The sequence below is a fragment of the Pseudarthrobacter sp. W1I19 genome (genome assembly GCF_030817835.1).
Taxonomy (GTDB): Bacteria; Actinomycetota; Actinomycetes; order Actinomycetales; family Micrococcaceae; genus Arthrobacter.
The window spans coordinates 2,596,970-2,620,134 of sequence record NZ_JAUSZR010000001.1; the positions used below are offsets into that span (position 1 = coordinate 2,596,970).

The window sequence follows — 23,165 nt, forward strand, 5'->3', positions numbered from 1 at the left end:
GAGGTGCTGCCTGCTGGACAGAACCCGCTAGTTTGCGGAGATCTGGCGCAGGACGTACTGCAGGATGCCGCCGTTGCGGTAGTAATCCGCTTCACCGGGGGTGTCGATGCGCAGCACGGCGTCGAACGTCTTTGCAGATCCGTCTTCGGCGATGGCCGTGACCTTCAGGGTCTTCGGCGTGGTGCCCTCGTTCAGGGCGGTGACGCCTTCAACGGAGAACGTTTCCGTGCCGCTCAGGCCCAGGGTCGCCGCGGATTCGCCGGCCGGGAACTGCAGCGGCAGGACGCCCATGCCGATCAGGTTGGAGCGGTGGATGCGCTCGTAGCTCTCGGCGATGACAGCCTTGACACCCAGCAGGGCGGTACCCTTGGCAGCCCAGTCACGGGATGAGCCGGAACCGTATTCCTTGCCGGCCAGGACCACCAGCGGGGTGCCGGCTGCCTGGTAGTTCTGCGCAGCGTCGTAGACGTAGGCCTGCGGGCCGCCTTCCTGGGTGAAGTCGCGGGTGAAGCCGCCTTCGACGCCGTCCAGGATCTGGTTCTTGATGCGGATGTTCGCGAACGTTCCGCGGATCATCACCTCGTGGTTGCCACGGCGGGAACCGTAGGAGTTGAAGTCCTTGCGCTCCACGCCGTTAGCCAGCAGGTACTGTCCGGCGGGGGTGTCGGACTTGAAGGAACCGGCCGGGGAGATGTGGTCGGTGGTGACCGAGTCGCCCAGCTTCAGGAGCACGCGGGCGCCCGTGATGTCCTTGACCGGCTCCGGCTGTGCCTTCATGCCCTCGAAGTACGGGGGCTTCCGGACGTACGTGGAATTCGGATCCCAGGCGAAGGTGTCACCGGCGGGGGTATCGAGTGCCTTCCAGCGGTCGTCGCCGTCGAAGACGCCCTCGTAGCCCTTGGCAAACATTTCCTTGTCGATCGAGGAGTCGATGACCTGCTGGACCTCAACCGGGTTGGGCCAGATGTCCTTCAGGAAGACGTCGTTGCCGGCCTGGTCCTGGCCCAGTGCGTCGGTTTCGAAGTCGAAGTCCATGGAACCGGCCAGGGCGTACGCGATGACCAGCGGCGGGGACGCCAGGTAGTTCATCTTGACGTCCGGGTTGATGCGGCCTTCGAAGTTGCGGTTGCCCGAGAGGACAGCTGCGACGGCGAGGTCGTTGGCCTGGATAGCTTCCGAGACTTCGGTTTCCAGCGGACCGGAGTTGCCGATGCAGGTGGCGCAGCCGTAGCCCACGATGTAGAAGCCAAGCTTCTCCAGGTACGGGGTCAGGCCGGACTTCTCGTAGTAGTCCGTGACAACCTTGGAGCCGGGCGCAACGGACGTCTTGACCCACGGCTTGGACGTGAGGCCCTTGTCCACGGCGTTGCGTGCCAGGACCGCGGCGGCCAGCATGACCGAGGGGTTGGACGTGTTGGTGCAGGAGGTGATGGAGGCGATGGTGACTGCACCGTGGTCCAGTTCGAATTCGCGTCCGTCAGCCATCTTCACGGGCACCGGGTTGGTGATGCGGCCCGCTCCCCCGTGCCCTGCCGAGTACTTCGGGGGCTCGCGGTCAGTGTCGGAGACGTGGGTCGCGCCGCTGGTGAAGGAGGGCGAGTCGGAGGCCGGGAAGGTCTCCTCGAGCGATTCGTCCAAGGTACCGGCGTCGGCATCGTGCGAGACGTAGTTCTTCAGGTCGTGGCGGAACTCGTCCTTGGCCTCGGTGAGTTCGATGCGGTCCTGCGGGCGCTTGGGGCCGGCGATGGACGGAACAACCGTGGACAGGTCCAGTTCCAGGTACTCCGAGAACTTGATGTCGCGGGAGGCATCGTGCCAGAGGCCCTGTTCCTTCGCGTAGGCCTCGACGAGCGCAACGTTCTGATCGGAGCGGCCGGTGAGGCGCAGGTAGTCCAGGGTGACGTCGTCGATCGGGAACATGGCTGCCGTGGAACCGAATTCCGGGCTCATGTTGCCAATGGTGGCGCGGTTGGCCAGCGGCACAGCGGCGACGCCTTCGCCGTAGAACTCCACAAACTTGCCCACCACGCCGTGCTTGCGCAGCATTTCGGTGATGGTCAGCACCACGTCGGTTGCCGTGGCGCCGGCCGGGATGCTGCCGCTGAGCTTGAAGCCCACAACGCGCGGGATCAGCATGGAAACGGGCTGGCCGAGCATGGCGGCCTCGGCTTCAATGCCGCCGACGCCCCAGCCGAGCACGCCCAGGCCGTTGACCATGGTGGTGTGCGAGTCGGTACCGACGCAGGTGTCGGGGTAAGCGCGCACCACGCCGTCAATTTCGCGGGTCATCACGGTGCGGGCCAGGTACTCGATGTTGACCTGGTGCACGATGCCGGTTCCCGGCGGGACCACCTTGAAGTCATCGAATGCCGTCTGGCCCCAGCGCAGGAACTGGTAACGCTCCCCATTGCGCTGGTATTCGATCTCCATGTTGCGCTCCAGTGCGCCGGAGTTACCGAAGGCATCGATCTGGACCGAGTGGTCAATGACCATTTCGGCAGGTGCCAGCGGGTTGACCCGCTTGGGGTCGCCGCCCAGTTCCTTGACCGCTTCGCGCATCGTCGCCAGGTCAACCACGCAGGGAACGCCGGTGAAGTCCTGCATGATCACGCGTGCCGGCGTGAACTGGATTTCTGTATCGGGCTGGGCGTTTGGATCCCAGCCTGCCAAGGCGCGGACGTGATCGGCAGTGATGTTCGCGCCGTCCTCGGTCCTCAACAGGTTTTCAAGCAATACCTTGAGGCTGAACGGAAGGTTTTCTGCACCTTCAACGGAGTTCAACCGGAAAATTTCGTACTCGGTTCCGGCTACATTAAGTTTGCCTTTTGAACCGAAGCTGTCCACAGTGCTCATCGCAGGACTCCTCTCGCAACAGTTTCATCTTTGTCGCGCGGTTGACCGCCTGCTAGTTAGGAGGCCCTAACTATATTCAGGGCCTGAAAATTGCACACGGCCGGCCGTGGATACGGAGCGCGACGTGGGACTACTACCGCCATAGTAGTCGAAATACGAAGCGGCCTCAGGGACCAGGAGTCAGCAAGGCAACCGTCTCGAGGTGATGCGTGTGGGGGTAGAGGTCGAAGGCCCGGAGGGCCTTGAGCTCCCAGCCGGCCTGCCGGAAGTACCCCACGTCACGGGCGAACGACGCCGGGTCGCAGGACACGTAGGCAATGGCGCGCGGGTGCGAGGCAACAAGCTGCCCCACCACCGCTTTCCCGGCGCCTGCCCTGGGCGGGTCCAGGATCAGGGCATCGAAATCCCGCGGCTTCTGGCGCAGGACACGCTCCACCCGTCCCTGGATGATCTCCACGTGTGGCGCGGCGTGCAGGTTCTTTCGCGCATCCCGGCTGGTGCCGGGGGCGCCTTCAACGGACAGGACGGAGCCGGTTTCGCCCACTGCATCGGCGAGGACCGCCGTGAAAAGGCCGGCTCCGGCATACAGGTCCGCCACGACGGCGCCGGGATGCAGGAATCCGCCGCCCTGAAGGAATTCTGTGACAGCCCCCACAAGTGTCCCGGGCGCGTCGCGGTGGATCTGCCAGAACCCGGCACCGGTCACCCGGTAGTCGTGGCCGGCCGCTGATTCCTGGACCCACAGCCTTCCGCGAACCCGCTCAGCGGCCTCCGTCAGGGGATCAAAAGCCGCCACGGAAACGTCGTCAGGAAGTTGGGCTGCGATGGCGCTGAGCCGTTTCGGCTTGGTGCCCTCCGCGGGGGCCAGCAGCACCAGCGGGCGCGAGCCGTTGGCCGGCGCAGCCACCTCCACCCGGTCCACGCCCTGCAGGTCGACGTCCCACAGGCGCAGGTTGTTAATGGCATCGGTGACCAGCGGCATCTCCCCCACGGGGATGATGTGGCCGGACCGGTGGGCGTGCATGCCCAGTTTGCCGCCGGGGGTGACCGAGAAGCTCGCCCGAGTCCGCCACCCTAGGCCGCTGCCGCCGTCGGACGCCTCCCCCACAGCCTCCACGGACGTGCCTGCCCAGCTGCCCGGCAACTGCTCGACGCCGGCGAGCCGCTTGAGCTGTTCAGTGAGCACGTCTGCCTTGAGGCGGCGCTGGCGGGCCAGTGCGATGTGGCCGAACTCGGCTCCGCCCACCGGTGGATGGCCGTGCCCCCAGGCGCGGCGTGAATCCGCCGGGTGCCAGAAATGATCCACCCGGTCCGGCGAGGCTTCAAGGACGTCCACAACATCAGCCCGCCAGAACTTGGCCTTTTCGTCGGCGTCGGTGAGCCTGGCCCGCACCTTCTCGCCGGGGATGGCGTGGCGGACAAAAATGACGCGGCCCTCGTGCCTGGCCACGCAGTGGCCGCCATGGGCAACGGGCCCGACGTCGAGCACTACTTCACTGCCGGTCTCTCCCGTGGGTGCCGGCTGGGTTTGTGTCTTTGCGGTCATTGCACGTCCTGCAGGTTCTTCGCTTCTTCGGATGATTTGAGCTGCCACGGAACGCTGGCCACCATCACGCCGGGCTCAAAGTGCAGCCGGGTCTTGATGCGCAGGGCGGTCTGGTTATGGACCAGTTGCTCCCACCACTTACCCACCACGTACTCGGGGATGTACACCACCACGAGGTCCCGGGGCGAATCCCGCCGCATCTGTTTGACGTACTCCATGATGGGCGTGACGGTCTCCCGGTAGGGGCTGGCCAGCACCGTCAGCGGCACCGGAATGTCCAGCTTCTCCCAGTCAGCCACTGTGTGTGCCGTCTCCTCGGGATCGATGTCCACAGTGATGGCGTCCAGCCTCGATGGCCGGGAAGCCCGTGCGTAAGCCAAGGCCCGGAGTACGGGTTTGCGGACGTGGGACACCAGCAGGACGGCATGGACGCGGGTGGGCAGGGCGCGCGGTGAGGAATCCGCGTCCACTGCCAGTTCCCTGGCCACGTTGTCATAGTGCGCCCGGATGCTCCACATGATCAGGAAAAGGACGAACATGGCGAGGAGCGCGATCCAGGCGCCCTGTTCGAACTTGGTAATGAGCACGATCACCAGCACCAGGGCGGTCATGCCGAAGCCCACGGTGTTGATGGCGCGGGACTTCGCCATCCGGCGCCGCACTGCCTTGTCCTTGGCCAGTTTCAGTTCCCTGCCCCAGTGCCGGATCATGCCCAGCTGGCTGGCGGTGAAGGAAATGAAGACGCCCACGATGTACAGCTGGATGAGTTTTGTGACATCGGCGTTGAACGCGATGATCAGCACCAGGGCGCCGGCGGCGAGGGCCAGGACGCCGTTGCTGAAGGCGAGCCGGTCGCCCCTGGTGCGGAGCTGGCGCGGAAGGTAGCCGTCCTGGGCGAGGATGGAGCCCAGGACCGGGAAGCCGTTGAAGGCGGTGTTGGAGGCGAAGACCAGGATGACGCCGGTGGCGGCCACTACGATGTAGAACGGGATGGACCCGGGGCCGAAAATGGTCTGGGCGATCTGGCTGATGGCCGGGTTCTGGATGTAGTTCTCGGGCAGCGGCTCTCCGTTGAGCAGGAACTCCCTGGCCGGGTCCAGCACAATATGGACTTTGGTGGCGTTGGCCAGGTAGATGATTCCCGCCAGCATGGCTGCGCCGATAACACCCAGCAGCAGCAGCGTAGTGGCAGCGTTTTTGCTCTTGGGGACTTTGAAATTCGGGACGCCGTTGCTGATGGCCTCCACGCCCGTGAGTGCCGCGGCGCCGGAAGAGAAGGCGCGCAGGAGGAGGAACGCCCCGGCCAGTCCCACCAGCCCTTCATCGAAGCCCGGAGCGGGAACGATGGTGAACGCCGCGGACGGTGCTTCCCCCAGCTGCCCGGTGGTTGCCTGGAAAATACCTACAGCGGTCATGCCGAAAATGGATGCCATAAAGATGTAGGTGGGAACCGCGAACACGCTGCCGGCTTCCTTGATGCCGCGCAGGTTGACCAGGGCGAGGATGACGACGCCGATCGTGGCAATCGTGGCCTGCCGGCCATGCAGGGACGGGATCGCCGTGGTCAGGTACGCGGCCGCCGAGGACATGGACACCGCGACGGTCAGGACGTAGTCCACCAGCAGGGCCGATGCCACGGTGAGGCCGGCGAACTTGCCCAGGTTCTCGTTGGCAATTTCGTAGTCACCGCCGCCGGAAGGGTACGCGTGGACATTCTGCCGGTAGGAGGCCACCACCGTCAGCAGCACCACCATCACGGCCAGGCCCACCCACGGTGAGAACGCCACGGCACTGACCCCGGCCAGGGCCAGGGTCAGCAGGATTTCGTCCGGCGCATATGCAACCGAGGACAGCGCGTCCGACGCGAAAATCGGAAGTGCGATCTTTTTCGGAAGCAGGGTGTGGGCCATCCGGTCGTTCCGGAACGGCCGTCCCACCAGCACGCGCTTGACCGCGTTGAATATTGTCAGCACCCCACAAAGCTAGTCTGATTCCCGGGCTGTGTCATGACGGCCGGTGAACAGCGGCATTCCGGGCCCTGACGGTAGAGTTCTAGCGGCAGGAAGAATGGGAAAGAACAAGAGGAGATACTGGTGGCGCATTTCGTTATCATGGGATGTGGCCGGGTGGGGGCCACGCTGGCGCACACCCTTGAAGATGCCGGGCATTCCGTGGCCATCATCGACCAGGACGACCGCGCTTTCCGCAGGCTCCGCCAAGGCTTTACGGGCCGCAAGGTCACCGGAGTGGGCTTCGACCGGGACACCCTCAAGCAGGCCGGCGTCGCCGAAGCGTACGCCTTCGCCGCAGTCTCCAGTGGTGACAATTCCAATATCCTGGCCACCCGCGTGGCCCGCGAGACCTTCCACGTTCCCCATGTCGTGGCCAGGATCTACGATCCCGGCCGGGCGGAAATCTACCAGCGCCTGGGAATTCCCACCGTGGCGGCCGTCCGTTGGAGCGCGGACCAGGTGCTGCGGCGCATCCTTCCCGAACAGCACCTGGCTGGCGATTTCCGGGAGCCTTCGGGACGCCTGGTGCTGGCCGAACTGGACCTCGACGCCGGCTGGATCGGCCACCGGATCAGCAGCATCGAAAAGGCGGCCGGCATCCGCGTCGCCTACCTCACCCGCTTCGGCGAAGGATTGCTTCCCGATGCCGGTACTGCCTACCAGGACGGCGACACCGTCCACGCCATGCTGCAGGTTGACCGCAGCGCCCAGGTCGCCCAGATCCTCGCCAAAGCACCCGCCAAGGAGTACCAGTGAAAGTTGTGATTGTGGGTGCCGGCAGTGTCGGGTCGTCCATCGCCCGGGAACTCCTGGCGCACAAGCACGAAATCCTGCTGATCGACCTCAAGCCAGAGGTCATTGGGCGCAGCGGGCTACGCGGCGCCCACTGGCTGGTGGGTGACGCCTGCGAGCTGAGTACGCTGCAGGGCGCCAAGGTGGAGGACGCTGACGTGGTGGTGTCGGCAACCGGTGATGACAAAGTCAACCTGGTGGTGTCCCTCCTGGCAAAAACTGAATTTGGTGTTGGCCGCACCGTGGGCCGGGTGAACAATCCCAAGAACGACTGGATGTTCAATGATTCCTGGGGCGTGGATGTTGCTGTCAATACTCCCCAGCTCATGACAGCGCTGGTGGAGGAAGCTGTGGAGATTGGCGACCTTGTCCGGCTGCTGACCCTCCAGACCGGAGTGTCCTCACTGGTGGAATTCACCGTCCCGCACGATTCGCACGTCATCGGCAGTACGGTGGGCGACATCCAGTGGCCCGAGGACTCCACCCTGGTGGCCATCCTGAGGGATCATGCACCGATTACGCCGAGCCGCGACGACGTTATTGACGGCGGCGACGAACTGTTCTTTGTCACCACCATCGCCGCGGAAGACGAGCTGCGTGCCCTGCTCTCCCCTGATTCCGCGGAACCACCGCGTCCGCGGGTCGACGCCGGCACGGGCCACGCAGAGCAGCAGAGCCCGGAGGACGACGGGTTTGACGGCTAGTCTGTTCGACGGCTAGTCGCGGGCTGCTGCGTCCGTTGGGGCCGCGCCGTCCTCTGTGCCGGCGCTTACCGGTGCCGGCCTGGTGATGAGCCAGGCCACCCAGATGCCCAGGATGTAGAGCGGAGCGCCCATTATGAGCCTGGTAGTGGCGAGGGCGGCCAGTCCTTCCGGCCCCAGGAGATAGAGCGGGACCTGCACCACAAGCCGGAGCACCAGGACGGCAACGATGATCCAGGTGCCAAGCCGGTAGGCCTTGAGCCGTGCGGGGTCCTTGCGCCAGTCCAGGCCCTCGTTGCGGATGAACCCGAAGAGCAGCCCGGCCACCGGCCACTTGACCAGGATCGAGATCGCCATGGCCACGATGTAGGCCGCGTTGGTGAAAAAGCCCGGCAGGTAGAAGTCCTCAGCCTTGCCGGTGGTGTTGGCCAGCCAGGCGGAAATGCCCACGCCCACCACACCTGCCAATGCCTGCGTCAGGGGGCGCCGCTGCACCAGCCGGACCACGGTGAACACTGCGGCGGCGGCCAAAGCGGCCACGAGTGAAACAGTGAGGTCCTGGCTGATGGTGTACGCCACGAGGAACACCAGGCCCGGCAGGATACTTTCAGCAATACCCTGGATTCCGCCCGCGCTGCGCAGCACGTCCACACGTCCGTCATGCGTCCGATGCAGCCCCGCCTTCGCCGCGTATTCGGCGGCAAGTCCTGCCATCGGCGACGGCGTCTCTCCCTCGCCAGATACCCGCCCCTCTTCCGGTTTTGCCTGGCCGGCCGGCTGTCCGTCGTATCGAGGTCCAGTGGAAGGGTCGGGATTGGGCACGGTCATTCATTCTCCTGGCGGGACAGTATTTCATAACGTGGGTTGAACATTGTGGGCAGGCCCTGCACCGGCGAGAGCATTCCTTCGAGCCGCACCTCGGTGCCGGCGTCGATACCCGGTACCCGCCGACGTCCCAGCCACACCACCCGGAGCCTGGCAGGGCGTCCGGCCGCGGCGCCGGTTGTGCGATGGCGGGCATCGGCGTCGGAAACTATGGCGCTGAACTCCGCGGTTTGGTCGGTCGGAACGTACGTCACGGATTCGATCCACCCGCGGCACACCACGCGTCCCTTAACCGGCAACTGGCTGAGGGGAACATCTCCACTTTCGCCAAGCGGGGCTCCCCCTGATGCGATATCAGCCAATCTGGGTGATTTCAGGACCACGTTCAGGTTCCTGCATTGATGGTTCCGGACGTGCTGGTGCGCCTGGCGGCGGCGTCGCGGTGGCGTCCTTGGGCAGGCGCAGCTGCAGCAGGTCGCGCGGCGGCATGGGATTGTCTCCGCGGATCACCACCACTTGCCGGAACAGAGCTTCGAGGGGTTCCGCGGCGGGCCGTTCCAGTGCTGCGGCACCGCCCAGGACGCCGCGCAGGAACCAGCGCGGGCCGTCCACGCCAATGAAGCGGGCCACCCGGTAGCCCTGGCTGCCGTCCGGCAGGCCTGCGGGCAGTTTTGCCACGAGCTCGGTGCCGAAGGGACCCACGATCTCCTCTACCTGGCCGCCCTGGACGCCGACGGACTGGCCGATCTGTTCCCGGATCTCGTCCCAGAGGCCCTCGCTCTTGGGAGCGGCGAAGGCCTGGAGCTGGAGGCTGGAACCGTTCAGGTCCATGGTGACCGCGACGACGCGCTGCGTCGCTTCTTCCACCTCGAGCCTGAGCTGGAGCCCTTCACTGGGGGTGATCAGGAGCGCACCCAGGTCAACGTAGCCGTCACGGCTGCTGATTTCGGACTCATCGAATGGGCCGTCCGCTCGGTGTCCGGAACTGTCCTTCGCCTCCTGCGCGGTCTCCGCGGAAGGCAGCAGTTCATCCGGTTCGGCTGCTTGTTCCTTCTTAGCTTTCCTGCCGAGCCCAAAGACCATTTGGGTGTCTCCTTAGTTGATTGCCGGGCTGGCCCGTGGGGGTCCCGCCGTGGTGCTTTATGGCCGTCCGGGAGGAAGATTCCCGACCTGAGGAACGGCTGAGGGAAGAAAAAGGTTCAGGCGCCCGGCATGTTGAAACCGCCGGTGGACCCGAATCCCCCTGCGCCACGCACGGATCCGCTCAACTCGTTGACAGCGACGAACTGCGCGTACTCAACACGCTGAATGACCATCTGGGCAATTCTATCGCCGCGGCGCAGCTCAATGCTCTGCGTCGCATCGGTGTTCAGCAGGGTGACGGAGATTTCGCCGCGGTAGCCCGCATCCACAGTTCCCGGAGCGTTCACGATGGTGAGGCCATGCTTGGTGGCCAGGCCTGAGCGGGGGTGGATCAGCGCAACGAAGCCATCGGGGAGGGCGATGGCCACTCCCGTGGGGACGAGTTTCCGCTCCCCCGGCTTCAAGACAACATCCACCCGCGCACGGAGGTCCGCACCGGCGTCGCCCGGGTGGGCATAGGACGGTGCTTCCAGCTCCGGGTCGAGCATCTTCAGCTGGACCTGCAGGGTGGGAGCGCCGGCGGCGGCCGGAACCGCGGGACCGGCGGCGGCCTCGTCAGGGAACGTGTCTACTGTGGCGGGATGATCAGTCACAGTCACTCACTCTAACCCGCGCCCCCAAATCAGTCCTAGGTCTACTGCGTGAGGCCACGGGACCGGGCGGCCCGCGCACGCCGCGGGTCCCGGCGCTGGAACGGTTTCAGCCAAGGTGAAATAGCCGGGCAAAAATGGAAAGCTTGGCTCATGCCCGAAACAAGCTCCCCTGCGCCCGTGCCCGAGAAACCTTCCCCCGGGGCGCCGGTGATCTATCGGGAGAAGCTGTGGCCCAACATGTGGATCTGGATCATCTCAGCCGGTGTGGCGGGGGCCGGCATCCTGATGTTCGCGCCCATCAGCATGACAGCGGGATACACGGCCGCAGCGGTGCTCTTCGCAATCATCGCCGTCCTCCTGGTCCTGTCCACCCCGGCCATTGTGGTGACTGACGATTCGCTGACCGTGGGCCGAGCCACCATCGAGCGGCGCTTTGTGGGGGCAGTGGAGGCCTTCCGGAAAGAGGACGCCACGGCAGAACGCGGAACCCGGCTTAACGGATTGGCGTATCTATGCATCCGGGGCTGGATTGACCCCGTGGTCAAGATCCAGATCACGGACCCGTCGGACCAGACGCCGTATTGGCTGACCTCCACCCGGCATCCGGACAAACTGACGGTGGCCTTGGCACGGAGATAATCCGAACTGCCGTCCCGGACGCATAAAGCGATCCTGGCTGCAGGGGCCAGTCCCGCCGTCGTAATGCCTGCGCCAATTTCGCCGTATCCCTCTTCCTTTTGCCAGCCTGCAAGTGCCATTCATGACGCCGCAGCTGCCGCCTTTGTGCCCGCCGGGGAACACCTGTGGCTTCGCTGGCTGCAGCGCCGCCAGCACAGCAGGCAGCCGGAATATCGCGGCGCGCCCTGCCCCTTGACACAAAACGGCTTCACAGGGTGGCAGAGTTTCGATTGATAGTAATGCCAGGGTGGAGGATTTGTATGCAGGATCTACGGCTTGTAGGCGTACACGACGACGGGACGCATCTCCTGTTGAGCGGGGCCGGCGGCGAGATGTTCCAGCTGCCGATCGATGAAGCGCTGAGGACCGCAAGCAGGCCTGCTCCCAGGCCTGCTGCCGAGCGGCCCGCCATTCCGCTGTCCCCGAGGGACATCCAGGCCCGCATCCGGGCAGGGGCCACCGCTGCGGAGGTGGCCGAGCTGTCCGGCTTGCCGCTGGCCAAGGTGGAACGCTATGAGGGGCCCGTATTGGCCGAACGCGAGTACGTGGCCCAGCAGGCACGGAAGGTGGAAGTGGCCTCCCCTTCGCCCGGCCATGACATCTACCGGTCCGCGTTCGGTGATACTCCGGCCACCTTGGATGACATGGTCGCCCACAGGCTTTCTGCCCATGGCATCGACCCCTCCTCCGTGGAGTGGGATTCCTGGCGGCGCCAGGATGGCACGTGGACAGTATCGGCCAGTTTCGAGGCAAACACCGGTGGAAAAGCCGGGATCGGTGAAGAACCACCGGCGCTCTGGACGTTCAGTCCCACCCGGAAGTCGCTGCATAATGCCAACCGCTGGGCCCAGCAGCTCAGCGAGCTCGAGCCACTGGACGGTCCCGTTCCGGCCCGAAGGCTCTCTGCCGTCTCCGACCGCCCCTTCGACTTTGAAACCGACGCTGATTCCGCCCGCCAAACCCCGGGCGCCGAAGGCCAACCCGACGGCAAGGAATCGGATGGCCTCCTTGATATGCTGCGCTCCCGGCGGGGCCAGCGGCTGGGTGTGGACGAGGACTCTGACGACGCCCTGGCGCTGCTGCTGACCCATGGTGTCCCCGCTGCCCATCCCAGGCCGTCGGAGGTCGTCCCCGAGGCTGAGGAGCACGCCGACGAGTCGCCGGAAGACACGCCCGAAACTCCAGCCGCCCAGGCCAACTCCTTCACCCGGCGACGGGATGCCAGGCCATCCATGTTGTCGCGGCTAAGCCTCATACCTCCGCACCGGGAGGCTACGGAGGATGCTCTCAAACTGCACGACGGCGTAAGCACCCAGACACGCGAAATCACCATTGTGGCGTCGCCCCAGCGGCCCTCGGGCGGCATTCACGGGCAGGGTTCTGTGGACGAAGGCAGCCGGGAGGCTACCAGCCATGAGGCTGATGGCAGCGCCGGAGGCGGTAGCCATATCCCTTCCAGTGGCGCAGGCCTCAACGAGTTGCTGGGCAACAACCCTCGGCGTCCGGCTCCGCGGACCGATGACAGTTCCCCCGCTACCGGCCAACTCCCGGAAACCGGCGCACCCGAACGGCAGCCGGGCAGGCCCAAGCGCTCCAGCGTTCCGTCCTGGGACGAGATTGTGTTCGGTACGCGCAGCGAGTAGGCGGTTGTCTCGGCAGGGCAGCAAGGCCTTGTCAGGCTCGGGGCGTCCGCGCTGCCCCTGGGACCCAACGCACACTCGACACTTGACCCGTACGCCCCTGCCTCCTCAGGCAAACTCGATCCCGGCCACCATCGGTTCCGGTCTCCTTCAAACTCCACAGCTTCAACCACCACGGAGCCCTTCACGATGGTTCAGGTGACGCCAGCGTTTGCCTCACGCGCCATCTCCGGGAAGAGGTCTTCCGGGATCGGGTCCTTCGGCGGACTGCCTCCCGACAGGAACCAGTCCGCAAACGTCTCTTCGGGAATCTCGTCTCGCAAATCTTCATCAGCGGCAGGTGAGTAGCACGGCGGTGGCCATTTCTCCGACGGGTCACTGGATGGTGGCCACAGCTCTGACGGGTCATCGGGCGGCTCCCACAGGTCCAGGAGGTCGTCAAAGGCGAGGATGCTTTCCGGCACGGCTGTGTCTGGCCAGTGTGGTGGTTCCCAGTCCTGATATTCGCTTTTATAGTGCCGTCCGGTGGGTGAGGTCCAGCCGGGTGGTTCGGTTTTGCTGGCCGGGGTGGGTTTCCAGCCGCTGGTGTGGCGAAGCTTGTGATGTTTCCGGCAGGGTTGTCCCAGGTTCGATACCCCGGTGCTGCCGCCCTCATGCCAGGCCAGGATATGGTCAGCCTCATTGTCTAGGGATGGGTTGTTGCAGCCGGGGAAGGGGCATTTGCCGTCCCGCAGCCTGAGCCAGTTCCGCATCGCCTTGCTCACCCGGTAGCTGGTGCGGCCGATCTCCAGCGGCGCCCCATCCCGCGGATCCACCAGAACCCGGTAGAACGAGGCGGCCCCATCTGCGACGAGCCTGCGTGCCATCGAAGGCGGGATGGGTCCGAACCCGTCCAGCATCGCCGGCTCATCAGTCAGGCCCATCAGGGAGCAGACCGGCACGGTGACCAGCACCTGCGCCCGGATCGGTGATCCTAAACCGGGCGCTGTTCCTGAAGTGGTTCCATCACCTTGGCGGGGACCATCCGGTTCGCCGTCCCCGGCACTGTTGCCGCCGCCGGTACTGTCAGCACCGTTGCTGACACTGCTTGCGCTGATTTCATCGCCAGCTCCGCGGTCGCCGCCGGTACCCACGTCGTTGGCGGTGTTGCCGGCTGTGGTGCCGGTGGTGAGGAGGCCTTCGGTGAAGGTGTCTGCTTTGAGCTCGGGCAGGCTGCGGGTTTCGGTGGGGCCTTGCTTTCCGCGGGCGATGGCGCTGAGCCTGTTCCAGATTGCCGAGGCCTGGTCCGCTGGCAGGAGCGCGGCGACCCAGGCCATCCCGTCGTTGTCCGGCCAGTACTCCACCCGCCGGTCCGCCACACTCCTGGCGTGGCGTTTCTCCAGGCTTTCGGGGTGGTGGCGTTCCCGCCAGTCCCGGGCCCGGGCCTTGAACCGGTACGCCGGCATTTCCCCGATTGGACACCCGCGTGCCGCGCCCGGGGCGTCCGGGTCCAGGAAATGCGCCTCCAACGCCGCCGCCGCAGCAGGGTCCAGGCAGGAGGTCTGCTCGACCATGGTCCGGGCATGGGCCCAAGACATCGTCCCGGCCTGCAACGCCGCCAACGCCCTGGGCAACGACGTGGTCAGGGCGTGGGATTCAGCCAGCAACGCCCCCGCGGCCCGGTCACCGATCGCCAGCGCGCACCCGACCTCAGCCACCAGGCTCCTCTCCTGCGCCGAAGCCTCATAAGGAGAGGAAGCCGGACCATTCAATGCCTTCGTACCTTGGGCGACCACCGTCACGGCCAGTGCCTTCACCGCCGCGATCTTCGCCTCCGACCGACCCACCGCCGCCAGAACATCCACCGCCGCATCAGCCAACCGCTGCAACGGATCATCATCAGGCCCGCCAGGGACAGCGCCCTCGGAAACAATCGGGCAAGAGCGGTCAGTATGTTGGCCTCCCAGCGCCGTCATAAAGGCAGCCACCGAAGCATCAACCGCTCCCTCAGCCTCCACCACCGCCGGATCCGTTTCCATACCTCCATCTTCGTACGGGGGTACGACAAAACCGGGTGCCTCCGAACGCGCAGCGGCGGCACCAGAGGCTTCCGCCACCTGGACCACCACAGGATCCGTTTCCATGTCCCTATCCTCTTGCGAGGCTCCGACATTTTGGGGCGCAAAAGTCGGTTCCCAGGAGAACCATGGAAAGTTTCTTGCACGTCCTGCCAAAGGGAGCCGATCGAAAGCGCCCATCGGACTGGGTAGGAACCCACACACAAGGGCACCCCCGTGCGGATTCGGATGCCCCGGCGCCGGAGTGCGGCAACCCCACCCAGTGCCGAAGCGTTGCAGCCCGCACCCGGCGCGCGCGGAGACTCAGGCCGGGACTAAGCCCCTGATACCCCGGTTCCGCCTGACCCCCGCCACAAGCAGGCATCAACTTCGAAGGGCAGCAGCGGGTCCTGCTGGCCCATCAAACTGGCCCCATGGGCTGTGACGCGCCGCATGTAGTGCCGGCGGCAGAGCGTCTCGTACCCCACAACGGGAACATGGTCCACGGCGGGCGTTCCAGCGCCGGAGTCCATGGCCATGTCCACATCGCCCACCACCACCTGGGCACCCTCGGTGACCATCACGCCGTCGACCGTCCTGGCATTGTGCGTGGCACGGCGGCCGCACCAGCACAGCGCCTCCACCTGCAAGACCTGCACCCGGTCCGCCAGTTCCACGAGCCGCTGGGAGCCGGGAAACAGTCTGGTGCGGAAGTCTGCGGTGATGCCGAACGCGAAAACATCCACATCGATCTCGTCCACCACCTTCGCCAGCTGTTCCACCTGCTCCGGCGTGTAGAACTGGGCCTCGTCACAAATCAGGTAGTCGATTCGCTGCCCCTGGGTGCGGCGCAGCATGACTTCCTCCCAGAAGTCCGTACTGTCCAGCACCTCCACGGCATCTGTCTGCAGGCCCAGGCGGCTGGAGATCCGTGATTCTCCGGCGCGGTCGTTACGGCTGAACCGTACGCCGCCGCGTCCCCGGGCCCGGTGGTTGTGGTCCATCTGCAGGGCCAGGGTGGATTTTCCACAGTCCATGGTGCCGGAGAAAAAGACGAGTTCAGCCACGCCTGGAGCTCCTGCCGCCGGCTGTGAAGCAGAGCAGCGGGACCTCCCGCTCGGCCCTGGTCAAAGAACCGTGCTGGCCCACCACTTCCATGGCGGCAGGACGGACACGGCGGGTGTCGTACAGTGCCAGGGGATCCCGTGCAGCGATCATCACGTCACCGATCCTGCCTTCGACGGCGGGACGAACCGTACCGAAGAGGCCCGCAGCAATTGCGTCCGCCCTGGTGAAGGCCCAGATCCGGTCACCGAAACGTGCCCGCCACGCGGCGAGCAGGCGGTCCCGGACGTCCGGGCCGGTTCCGTTTTCCAGGTAAAGGTGGACCATCCTCGGTTCACCGGCCGTGTGCCGGACCCCTTCCAGCAGCGCAGGTTCGGCCGAGTAGTCAATCCGTTGCTGCTCGGGGACATCCAGCATGCCGTGGTCCGCCGTGAGCAGGATAGTGGTGCCCGCGGGCAGGGTATTGCTCAGGCGCTTGACGGTAGCGTCGAGCTCTTCGAGCTGATGTTCCCATTGCTCGGACTGGCAGCCGTAGCGGTGCCCGGCCTTGTCCAGCTCGTTCACGTAGAAGTACATCAGCGACGGGCCCGCGGAGGCCATGGCTTCGGCTGCGGAGGCCGTGCGGGCATGCGAAGTGACTCCGGAAATATGCCGGCCGCCCCGCAGGGCGGCGCGGGTCATGGGCGAATCCGCGAACTGGGGCAGGCTGACAGTGGTGACATCCACATGCTCCGCAGCCCGCTCCAGCACCGTGGGAAAGGGCTGCCAGGCGGCCGGGTCGACGCCGGGATCCCAGTTCCCCAGAAGGTTGACCACCTTGTCCTGGCGCGGATCGAGGACGTCATAGCCCACCATGCCGTGCTGGCCCGGAGCCTGGCCGGTGCCGAAGCTTGACAGGGCAGCTGCGGTGGTGGACGGGAAGGCGGAATCAAGCCAGACGGGAACTTCACCTTGCCCGGCCTGCATCACGGAACGCAGGAACGGAGTGTGGGCCGATTTCTGCTTCATCAGGTTCCGGCCCAGCCCGTCCGCGAGGACCACGCACACCCGTGAGGCAGCCGGAAGGCCGAGCGTGTTGGCGAACCCGTCCAGGCCCAGGCTTGCCGCGGAGCTGGTCAGCACCTCGGCAATGGAGCGCTGCCCGTAGGCAGGAGCCGGCGGCATCAGGAACTCAAGGCCTGGCCCGGCGGGAGGAACGATGTCAGTCGGCTGGCGGTCTTCGGGCATCAGCGCTGCTGGTGCCCGCGGCTGAGGCGGTTGCCGAACACGCCCGCACGCGGCCGCGGCGGCATGGACTGGACGTGCGGCTGCGGGGCAGGCGAACCGGTGTTCACGGCACGGAGCGCCCGGGCAAACAGCTTGGCGTCCTGGACGGCCTGCAGCCCGTCGGCCTCGGCACTGATGCGCAGCACAATGTCTTCCTGCGCAATGGTGCCGCTGTAGCCATGGTCCGCTTCGCACTGGGGGTCGCCGCAGCTGGCCGGCCCCATGTCCAGCCGCTGGCCGCCGGACCACGCGATGGACAGCGTGACTTCACGGACGGGGTCCGAGGGCTTGTAGTTCTGCGGCTGCGAGTACATGTAGCTAAGCACCACGGACCGGATCTGGGCCACGGGGACGGACTCGGTGGAAATCTGGGCCACGATCTGTTCGCCGGCATCATCAAGCTGCTGGTCATCCACATGCGTGATGACCAGCATGTCCGCGGTCAACACCAGAACCGTAATGTGGCGGCGGACTTCGGCGCGGTCAAAGTGGGTCTCCAGGTGCACCAGGTGCGCCACGCAGTCGCGGCCGTCCAGGGCGTCGTCCACAACATCTGCCACGAGGCGGGGGTAGAAGCCGGCCTTCTGCAGGGCGCCTTCGAGGCTCTGGCCTTGTGCGGTGTGGCTGTGTGAGCTGTGGTGGCGGACTGCCTGGGTTTCGTTGCCGGGCGTTTCGGGCGCCGAAGCGGGAGGCTGTGAGCTCATTACCCCATTTTCACAGATCGGCCGGACTCTTGCTAACCGCGTCAGCCCAGCATGGCCCGGCGCGCGCTGTCCGTGCGCTGGGCGGGGTTGCCGATCCGAATGTCTGCGGCAAGTATTGTCAAACCCCCGGTCCCGCACAGAACGGGGTTGAATTCCACCAGGGCGATTTCGGGGTGGTTGTCCTTCAACCAGGCGAGCCGGCCGGCCAGGTCCTCGAGCGCAGCCACATCCACCGCCGGCAGGCCCTGGTAACCGAACAGCTTCCGCGAAGCACGCGGGCCGCGGATGAAGTCGTCCACGTCGGCCGCGGACAATGGCGGCACCCGGTGCGACCAGTCGTCCAGCAGGTTCACGGCGTCCCCGGCGAGCCCGAACGAGATGACCGGCCCCAGCAGCGGATCCTCGATGGCCCGGAACGTGCACGCCTGGCCAACAGGGGCCATGCTCTGCACTTCCAGTGCGGGGTCGCCGTAGTTGGAGAGTACCCGCCGCATCTGCAGCACGTTCTGGCGCAGCGACTCCGCATCCTGAATGTCCAAACGCACTCCGCCGAGGTCAAGCCGGTGCCGCAGGGCAGGATCGGTGGTCTTCAACACCACCGGCCAGCCCAGCGCTTCGGCCGCCTCAACCGCCTCGTCGGGAGTATCAAAGCCCACGGAAGGCAGCACCGTGATGCCGTAGTGGCCCAGCAGGGACGCGGCCGCAGCAGGATCCAGGCGTTTGAGCTGCTCGCCCTTGACGTCCCCCAGCAGGGCTTCGAGTTCAGACCGCGCGAGCTCCGGACTGCAGCCGTCCGGCTCCACAAAATGGCCCTGGTCCCGGGACACCCATTCCGAGTACCTGGCCACAGCCGCGAGCGCGGCCACTGCAGCACCGGGATTGGAGAAGCAAGGCACGGCGCGTTCCGGGGCACCCACCATTCCCTCCACGTAAATCGACGCGTCCAGTATCCCGGTGAACGCCGCCACCACGGGCTTGCCGGCTATGGCCGAGCACTCGGCCAGTACTTCGGCGATGCTGTCCACGGTCAGTCCGCGCGCGGGCAGGAGCGCGGCCACCGCGGAGTGGACATTGTCCTGCTCCAGCACCTTGAGCAGGCTGGCCCTGAGCGCGGGAAGGGCAACTGACTGCCCTGCGTCGAGATCCACGCCCGTCACCAGTTCTTCGACGGTGAGCCCCTGGGAGGAGGCGCTGTCCGCCACCACATTGCCCAACGCGTGCGAGTTGCTGAAGATTGCCAGCCCCGGCCCCAGGGGAAGGGGCTGGCCGGACACCACCTGCGCCACGTCCATCAGCTGCTCGATGGTTTCCACCCGGATCACACCGGACTGGCGCAGCATGGCGTCCAGTGCCCCGGAAGGCGCCTGCGTGGTCCGGACGGCATGCCCCGGCGGCAGCCGCAGCCCCATGGCATCGGACTTCGCCACAATCACCGGGCGGGTCCGGGCCAGCCGCCGTGCGAGCCGGGAAAACTTGCGCGGGTTGCCAATCGATTCAAGGTAAAGGCCGACGGCGGCCGTGTCGGGATCGTCTTCCCAGTACTGCATCATGTCGTTGCCCGAAACATCGGCCCGGTTCCCTGCGGACAGGAACGTCGACAATCCCAGCCGGCGCCGGCTTGAGGCGGCGTAGAGCGAGACACCAATCGCCGCTGATTGGCTGAACAGGCCCAGTCCCCCGCGCAGCGGGAGCGTAGGCGCCATGGATGCGTTCAAGGACACGTCCGGGTTGGTGTTCACGATGCCCAGGGAGGCCGGGCCAATCACGCGCATGCCGCTGGCCCTGGCCTGACGCACGAGGTCACGCTGGCGCAGAAGGCCGCGTTCGCCGTCGTCCGCGAAGCCTGCGGACGCGACCACTAGCCCCCTGACGCCCGCGGCTGCGCAGTCCGACACCACGGCGGGCACTTCCTCATAGGGCACGGCCACCACGGCGAGCTGGACGGGCTCCGGAACCTCGGACAGCTTGCCGAAGGACAGCATGCCGGCAAGTTCCAGCGCTTCGGGGTTGATCGCGTAGACCGGGCCGCGGAACCCGCCTTCGATGATGTGCTCCAGCAGCTGGTATCCCACTGTGCCCCATTTGCGGCTGGCACCGATGACGGCAATGGACGACGGCGTCAGCAGGTCCCGCACGCTCCTCGCCTCAGCACGGTGCTCGCGGGATTCCATCACTGCCCGCGACTTCTCAGTGGGATCGATGTTGAACTCGAGGCTCACGACACCGTCGTCAAAATGCCGCCGGACGTCGTACCCGGCGTCGGAGAACACCATCAGCATTTTCCGGTTCTCCGGTAGCACCTCGGCGCTGAACCGCCGGATCCCGTTTTCGTGGGCCGCGGCGGCAAGGTGTTCCAGCAGGATGGAGCCGATCCCCCGCCCCTGGTGGGCGTCGGAAATGTTGAATGCCACCTCCGCCTCGGTGGGGTCATCGAGCCGGTCATACCGGCCGATGCCAACAATTTCGCCGCGGATGGTGATCACAAAAGCCACCCGGTCTTTGTAGTCAACCTCCGTGAAGCGCTTAAGCTCTTTACTGGACAACCTGGCTTTGAACGCGAAGAAGCGCATGTAGATTGAGTCCTGCGACTGCCCGATATGGAAGGCCTGGACGGCATCGGCGTCGGACGGGTGGATTGGCCTCAGGTGGGCCGTTCCGCCGTCCCGCAGTACGACATCGGCTTCCCAATGTTCCGGATATTCGCCGTCCCCGGGCTGATCCACCATAGGCTTAGCCTAGCCAAAAACTATGGCAGCACACCCCCGTTCGCTGCTCAGTACCCAGAAGGATTTACCAACCCCCATGGCCCGCCGCCAAAGTTCAGCCCCTCCCGTGGACAACACCCCCTACACGGAGAACATCGTTGATATCGATGTCACCTCCGAGATGGAGGGCTCCTTCCTCGAGTACGCGTATTCGGTGATCTACTCGCGGGCGCTTCCGGACGCCCGGGACGGCCTGAAACCCGTGCAGCGGCGCATCCTCTACATGATGAGTGACATGGGGCTGCGCCCCGACCGGGGCCACGTCAAGAGCGCGCGCGTGGTGGGCGAGGTCATGGGCAAGCTGCACCCGCACGGCGACACCGCCATCTACGACGCCATGGTGCGCATGGCCCAGGACTTCTCCCTGCGGCTGCCGCTGATCGACGGGCACGGCAACTTCGGATCGCTCGACGACGGCCCGGCGGCCCCGCGCTACACCGAGGCCCGGATGGCTGCCGCCGCCCTTACCCTCACCGATCACCTCGATGAGGACGTGGTGGACTTTGTCCCCAACTACGACAACCAGCTGACCCAGCCGGAAGTCCTGCCCGCCGCGTTCCCCAACCTGCTGGTCAACGGCGCCACGGGCATCGCCGTCGGCATGGCCACCAACATGGCCCCGCACAACCTGGTGGAAGTCATCTCCGCCGCCCGGCACCTGATCGCCAACCCGGACGCCACCCTGGATGACCTCATGCGGTTCGTCCCCGGCCCGGACCTGCCCAGCGGCGGCCGGATCGTGGGGCTGGACGGCATCCGCGATGCCTACGCCACCGGACGCGGATCCTTCAAGACCCGCGCCAAGGTGGAGGTCGAACAGCTGTCGGCACGCCGGACCGGACTGGTGGTCACTGAACTCCCCTACATGGTGGGCCCCGAAAAGGTCATTGAAAAGATCAAGGACGCCGTCAACGCCAAGAAGCTGACCGGCATCAGCGACATCGTTGACCTGACGGACCGCAAGCACGGGCTGCGGCTGGTCATCGAACTCAAGAACGGCTTCAACCCCAACGCCGTGCTCCAGCAGCTCTACCGCTACTCGCCGATGGAGGATTCCTTCGGCATCAACAACGTGACCCTGGTAGATGGCCAGCCGCAGACCCTGGGCCTGGTGCAGCTGCTGACTGTCTACGTGAACCACCGGATCGACGTGGTGCGCCGCCGCACCGTGTACCGGCTGGGCAAGAAGAAGGACCGCCTCCACCTGGTGGAGGGCCTGCTCATCGCCATCGTGGACATCGACGAGGTCATCCAGATCATCCGGTCCTCGGACGAGGCCGCAGCCGCCCGCGCCCGCCTGATGTCCATTTACGACCTCACCGAAATCCAGGCGAACTACATCCTGGAACTGCGCCTCCGCCAGCTGACCAAGTACTCCCGGATCGAGCTGGAGAAGGAACAGGACGAGCTGCGCCGCGAAATCGCCGAACTGGAAGCCATCCTCGCCTCGGACGAGCGGCTGCGCACCCTGGTCTCGGACGAACTCGGCGCCATCGCCGAAGAGCACGGGACCCCGCGCCGCACCCTCCTGCTCGAGTCCGAAGCCGTCTCGCCTACCGTGGCCGCCGAACTCGCGGCCCCGGGCAAGAAGGGCAAGGCCGTACCGCTGGCACTGGAGATTGCCGACGATCCCTGCTGGGCCATCCTCACCGCCTCCGGACAGATCGCCCGCACCAGCAACCAGGAGCCCCTCGTAGAAGCCGGGCCCCGGAGCAAGCACGATGTGTTTACCTCCGTAGTAAAGTCGTCGGCACGCGGCGAGATCGCCGCTGTTACCTCATCCGGGCGCATGCTCCGCCTGCAGGTGATGGACATGCCGGTTCTGCCCCCTGTTTCGGGCCTGCCCAACCTTGCCGGCGGTGTCCCGGCGAAGGACTTCATCACCCTGCAGAAGGGTGAATCCCTGGTGGCCTTCGCCCGGCTGGATGAAGTCCTGGCCATCGGCACCGCGCAGGGCGTAGTGAAGCGGGTCCAGCCGGACTACCCCCTGAACCGCGAGGACTGGGAAATCATTTCGCTCAAGGACAAGGACTTCGTGGTGGGCGTGGCGCCTGCCGGCGAGGACGACGCCGAACTGGTGTTCCTGACCAGCCAGGCCCAGCTGCTCAAGTTCGGGGCTGCTGCAGTACGGTCACAGGGCCGGACGGCCGGTGGAATGGCCGGCATAAAACTCGCCCCGGGTGACAAGGTCTTGTTCTTTGGCGCCATCCACCCCAAGGATGAAGCGGCCGTGGTGGTGACCATCGCAGGCACCACCGGCGCGCTCCCCGGAACGGCTCCGGGCACCGCCAAGGTGACGGCGTTCTCCGAATACCCGGCCAAGGGACGCGCCACGGCGGGCGTCCGGGCGCACCGTTTCCTGAAGGGCGAGGACACCCTCCTGCTGGCCTGGGCCGGCCATGGCCCGGCCAAGGCGTCGTCCGCTGCCGGGGTGGCGCGGTCCCTTCCCCAGGAGCACGGCCGGCGCGACGGTTCGGGTGTCCCACTATCGCAGCCGGTGGATGTGGTGGGGCCTGCCATGGCCTGGGCCGATCCCGCTTAGACTG

At 65.9% G+C, this 23,165-nt stretch carries 17 protein-coding genes; 5 read left to right on the forward strand and 12 right to left on the reverse strand.

Annotated features, from left to right (window positions below):
- Window positions 1–27: 27 nt before the first annotated feature.
- The 3 genes from QF038_RS12270 to QF038_RS12280 all read right to left on the reverse strand — a co-directional run bounded on the left by QF038_RS12270 (window position 28) and on the right by QF038_RS12280 (window position 6,372).
- A complete protein-coding gene (locus tag QF038_RS12270; protein WP_307610402.1) occupies window positions 28–2,853 on the reverse strand; it encodes an aconitate hydratase in 2,826 nt (941 codons plus the stop codon).
- 166 nt (window positions 2,854–3,019) lie between these two features.
- Entirely contained in the window at window positions 3,020–4,399 is a 1,380-nt protein-coding gene (locus tag QF038_RS12275; RefSeq protein ID WP_307610403.1) for a class I SAM-dependent RNA methyltransferase, read from the reverse strand.
- The gene (locus QF038_RS12280; RefSeq protein WP_307610404.1) at window positions 4,396–6,372 is read right to left on the reverse strand and encodes an APC family permease; all 1,977 of its coding nucleotides are present in this window, start codon (window positions 6,370–6,372) and stop codon (window positions 4,396–4,398) included. Before QF038_RS12280 ends, QF038_RS12275 begins: the two co-directional genes overlap by 4 nt.
- A gap of 120 nt (window positions 6,373–6,492) precedes the next feature.
- Between QF038_RS12280 and QF038_RS12285 the strand changes: the two genes are divergently transcribed.
- Together QF038_RS12285 and QF038_RS12290 are read left to right on the forward strand one after the other, a co-directional pair.
- Window positions 6,493–7,167, forward strand: a complete 675-nt coding sequence (locus tag QF038_RS12285; protein ID WP_307610405.1) for a TrkA family potassium uptake protein — start codon at window positions 6,493–6,495, stop codon at window positions 7,165–7,167.
- A complete protein-coding gene (locus QF038_RS12290) occupies window positions 7,164–7,907 on the forward strand; it encodes a TrkA family potassium uptake protein (protein WP_307610406.1) in 744 nt (247 codons plus the stop codon). Before QF038_RS12285 ends, QF038_RS12290 begins: the two co-directional genes overlap by 4 nt.
- A 12-nt stretch (window positions 7,908–7,919) precedes the next feature.
- Here QF038_RS12290 and QF038_RS12295 read toward each other — a convergent pair whose 3' ends face one another.
- The 4 genes from QF038_RS12295 to dut all read right to left on the reverse strand — a co-directional run bounded on the left by QF038_RS12295 (window position 7,920) and on the right by dut (window position 10,465).
- Complete coding sequence (locus QF038_RS12295; protein ID WP_307610407.1) at window positions 7,920–8,732, reverse strand: DUF3159 domain-containing protein; 813 nt, start codon at window positions 8,730–8,732, stop codon at window positions 7,920–7,922.
- Window positions 8,729–9,082: a hypothetical protein gene (locus QF038_RS12300; protein WP_373461639.1), complete on the reverse strand. Its 354-nt coding sequence runs from the start codon at window positions 9,080–9,082 to the stop codon at window positions 8,729–8,731. Before QF038_RS12300 ends, QF038_RS12295 begins: the two co-directional genes overlap by 4 nt.
- Window position 9,083: 1 nt before the next feature.
- Window positions 9,084–9,812, reverse strand: coding sequence for a DUF3710 domain-containing protein (locus tag QF038_RS12305; protein WP_307610409.1), 729 nt, complete (start codon window positions 9,810–9,812; stop codon window positions 9,084–9,086).
- A gap of 116 nt (window positions 9,813–9,928) precedes the next feature.
- Complete coding sequence (gene dut, locus QF038_RS12310; protein ID WP_307610410.1) at window positions 9,929–10,465, reverse strand: dUTP diphosphatase; 537 nt, start codon at window positions 10,463–10,465, stop codon at window positions 9,929–9,931.
- Window positions 10,466–10,615: 150 nt separating this feature from the next.
- Here dut and QF038_RS12315 point away from each other — a divergent pair, with 150 nt between their 5' ends.
- Window positions 10,616–11,104 carry a DUF3093 domain-containing protein gene (locus QF038_RS12315; protein WP_307610411.1) on the forward strand — a complete coding sequence of 163 codons (489 nt, stop codon included), beginning with the start codon at window positions 10,616–10,618 and terminating at the stop codon, window positions 11,102–11,104.
- 299 nt (window positions 11,105–11,403) lie between these two features.
- Window positions 11,404–12,786 carry a septation protein SepH gene (gene sepH / locus QF038_RS12320; protein WP_307610412.1) on the forward strand — a complete coding sequence of 461 codons (1,383 nt, stop codon included), beginning with the start codon at window positions 11,404–11,406 and terminating at the stop codon, window positions 12,784–12,786.
- A gap of 191 nt (window positions 12,787–12,977) precedes the next feature.
- On the opposite strand, the gene QF038_RS12325 is transcribed toward sepH, so the two are convergent.
- The 5 genes from QF038_RS12325 to QF038_RS12345 all read right to left on the reverse strand — a co-directional run bounded on the left by QF038_RS12325 (window position 12,978) and on the right by QF038_RS12345 (window position 20,580).
- Window positions 12,978–14,801, reverse strand: coding sequence for an HNH endonuclease signature motif containing protein (locus QF038_RS12325; RefSeq protein ID WP_307613461.1), 1,824 nt, complete (start codon window positions 14,799–14,801; stop codon window positions 12,978–12,980).
- 353 nt (window positions 14,802–15,154) lie between these two features.
- A complete protein-coding gene (locus tag QF038_RS12330) occupies window positions 15,155–15,886 on the reverse strand; it encodes a thymidine kinase (RefSeq protein WP_307610413.1) in 732 nt (243 codons plus the stop codon).
- Window positions 15,879–17,111 carry an alkaline phosphatase family protein gene (locus QF038_RS12335; protein WP_373461562.1) on the reverse strand — a complete coding sequence of 411 codons (1,233 nt, stop codon included), beginning with the start codon at window positions 17,109–17,111 and terminating at the stop codon, window positions 15,879–15,881. The genes QF038_RS12330 and QF038_RS12335 overlap by 8 nt, the downstream gene beginning before the upstream one ends.
- Window positions 17,111–17,854: a DUF5998 family protein gene (locus tag QF038_RS12340; protein WP_050055478.1), complete on the reverse strand. Its 744-nt coding sequence runs from the start codon at window positions 17,852–17,854 to the stop codon at window positions 17,111–17,113. The genes QF038_RS12335 and QF038_RS12340 overlap by 1 nt, the downstream gene beginning before the upstream one ends.
- Before the next feature lie 41 nt (window positions 17,855–17,895).
- Window positions 17,896–20,580 carry a bifunctional GNAT family N-acetyltransferase/acetate--CoA ligase family protein gene (locus QF038_RS12345; protein ID WP_307610414.1) on the reverse strand — a complete coding sequence of 895 codons (2,685 nt, stop codon included), beginning with the start codon at window positions 20,578–20,580 and terminating at the stop codon, window positions 17,896–17,898.
- Between the two features lie 76 nt (window positions 20,581–20,656).
- Between QF038_RS12345 and QF038_RS12350 the strand changes: the two genes are divergently transcribed.
- On the forward strand, window positions 20,657–23,161 hold the full coding sequence (locus QF038_RS12350) for a DNA topoisomerase (ATP-hydrolyzing) subunit A (protein ID WP_307613463.1): 2,505 nt from the start codon (window positions 20,657–20,659) through the stop codon (window positions 23,159–23,161).
- Window positions 23,162–23,165: the final 4 nt, after the last annotated feature.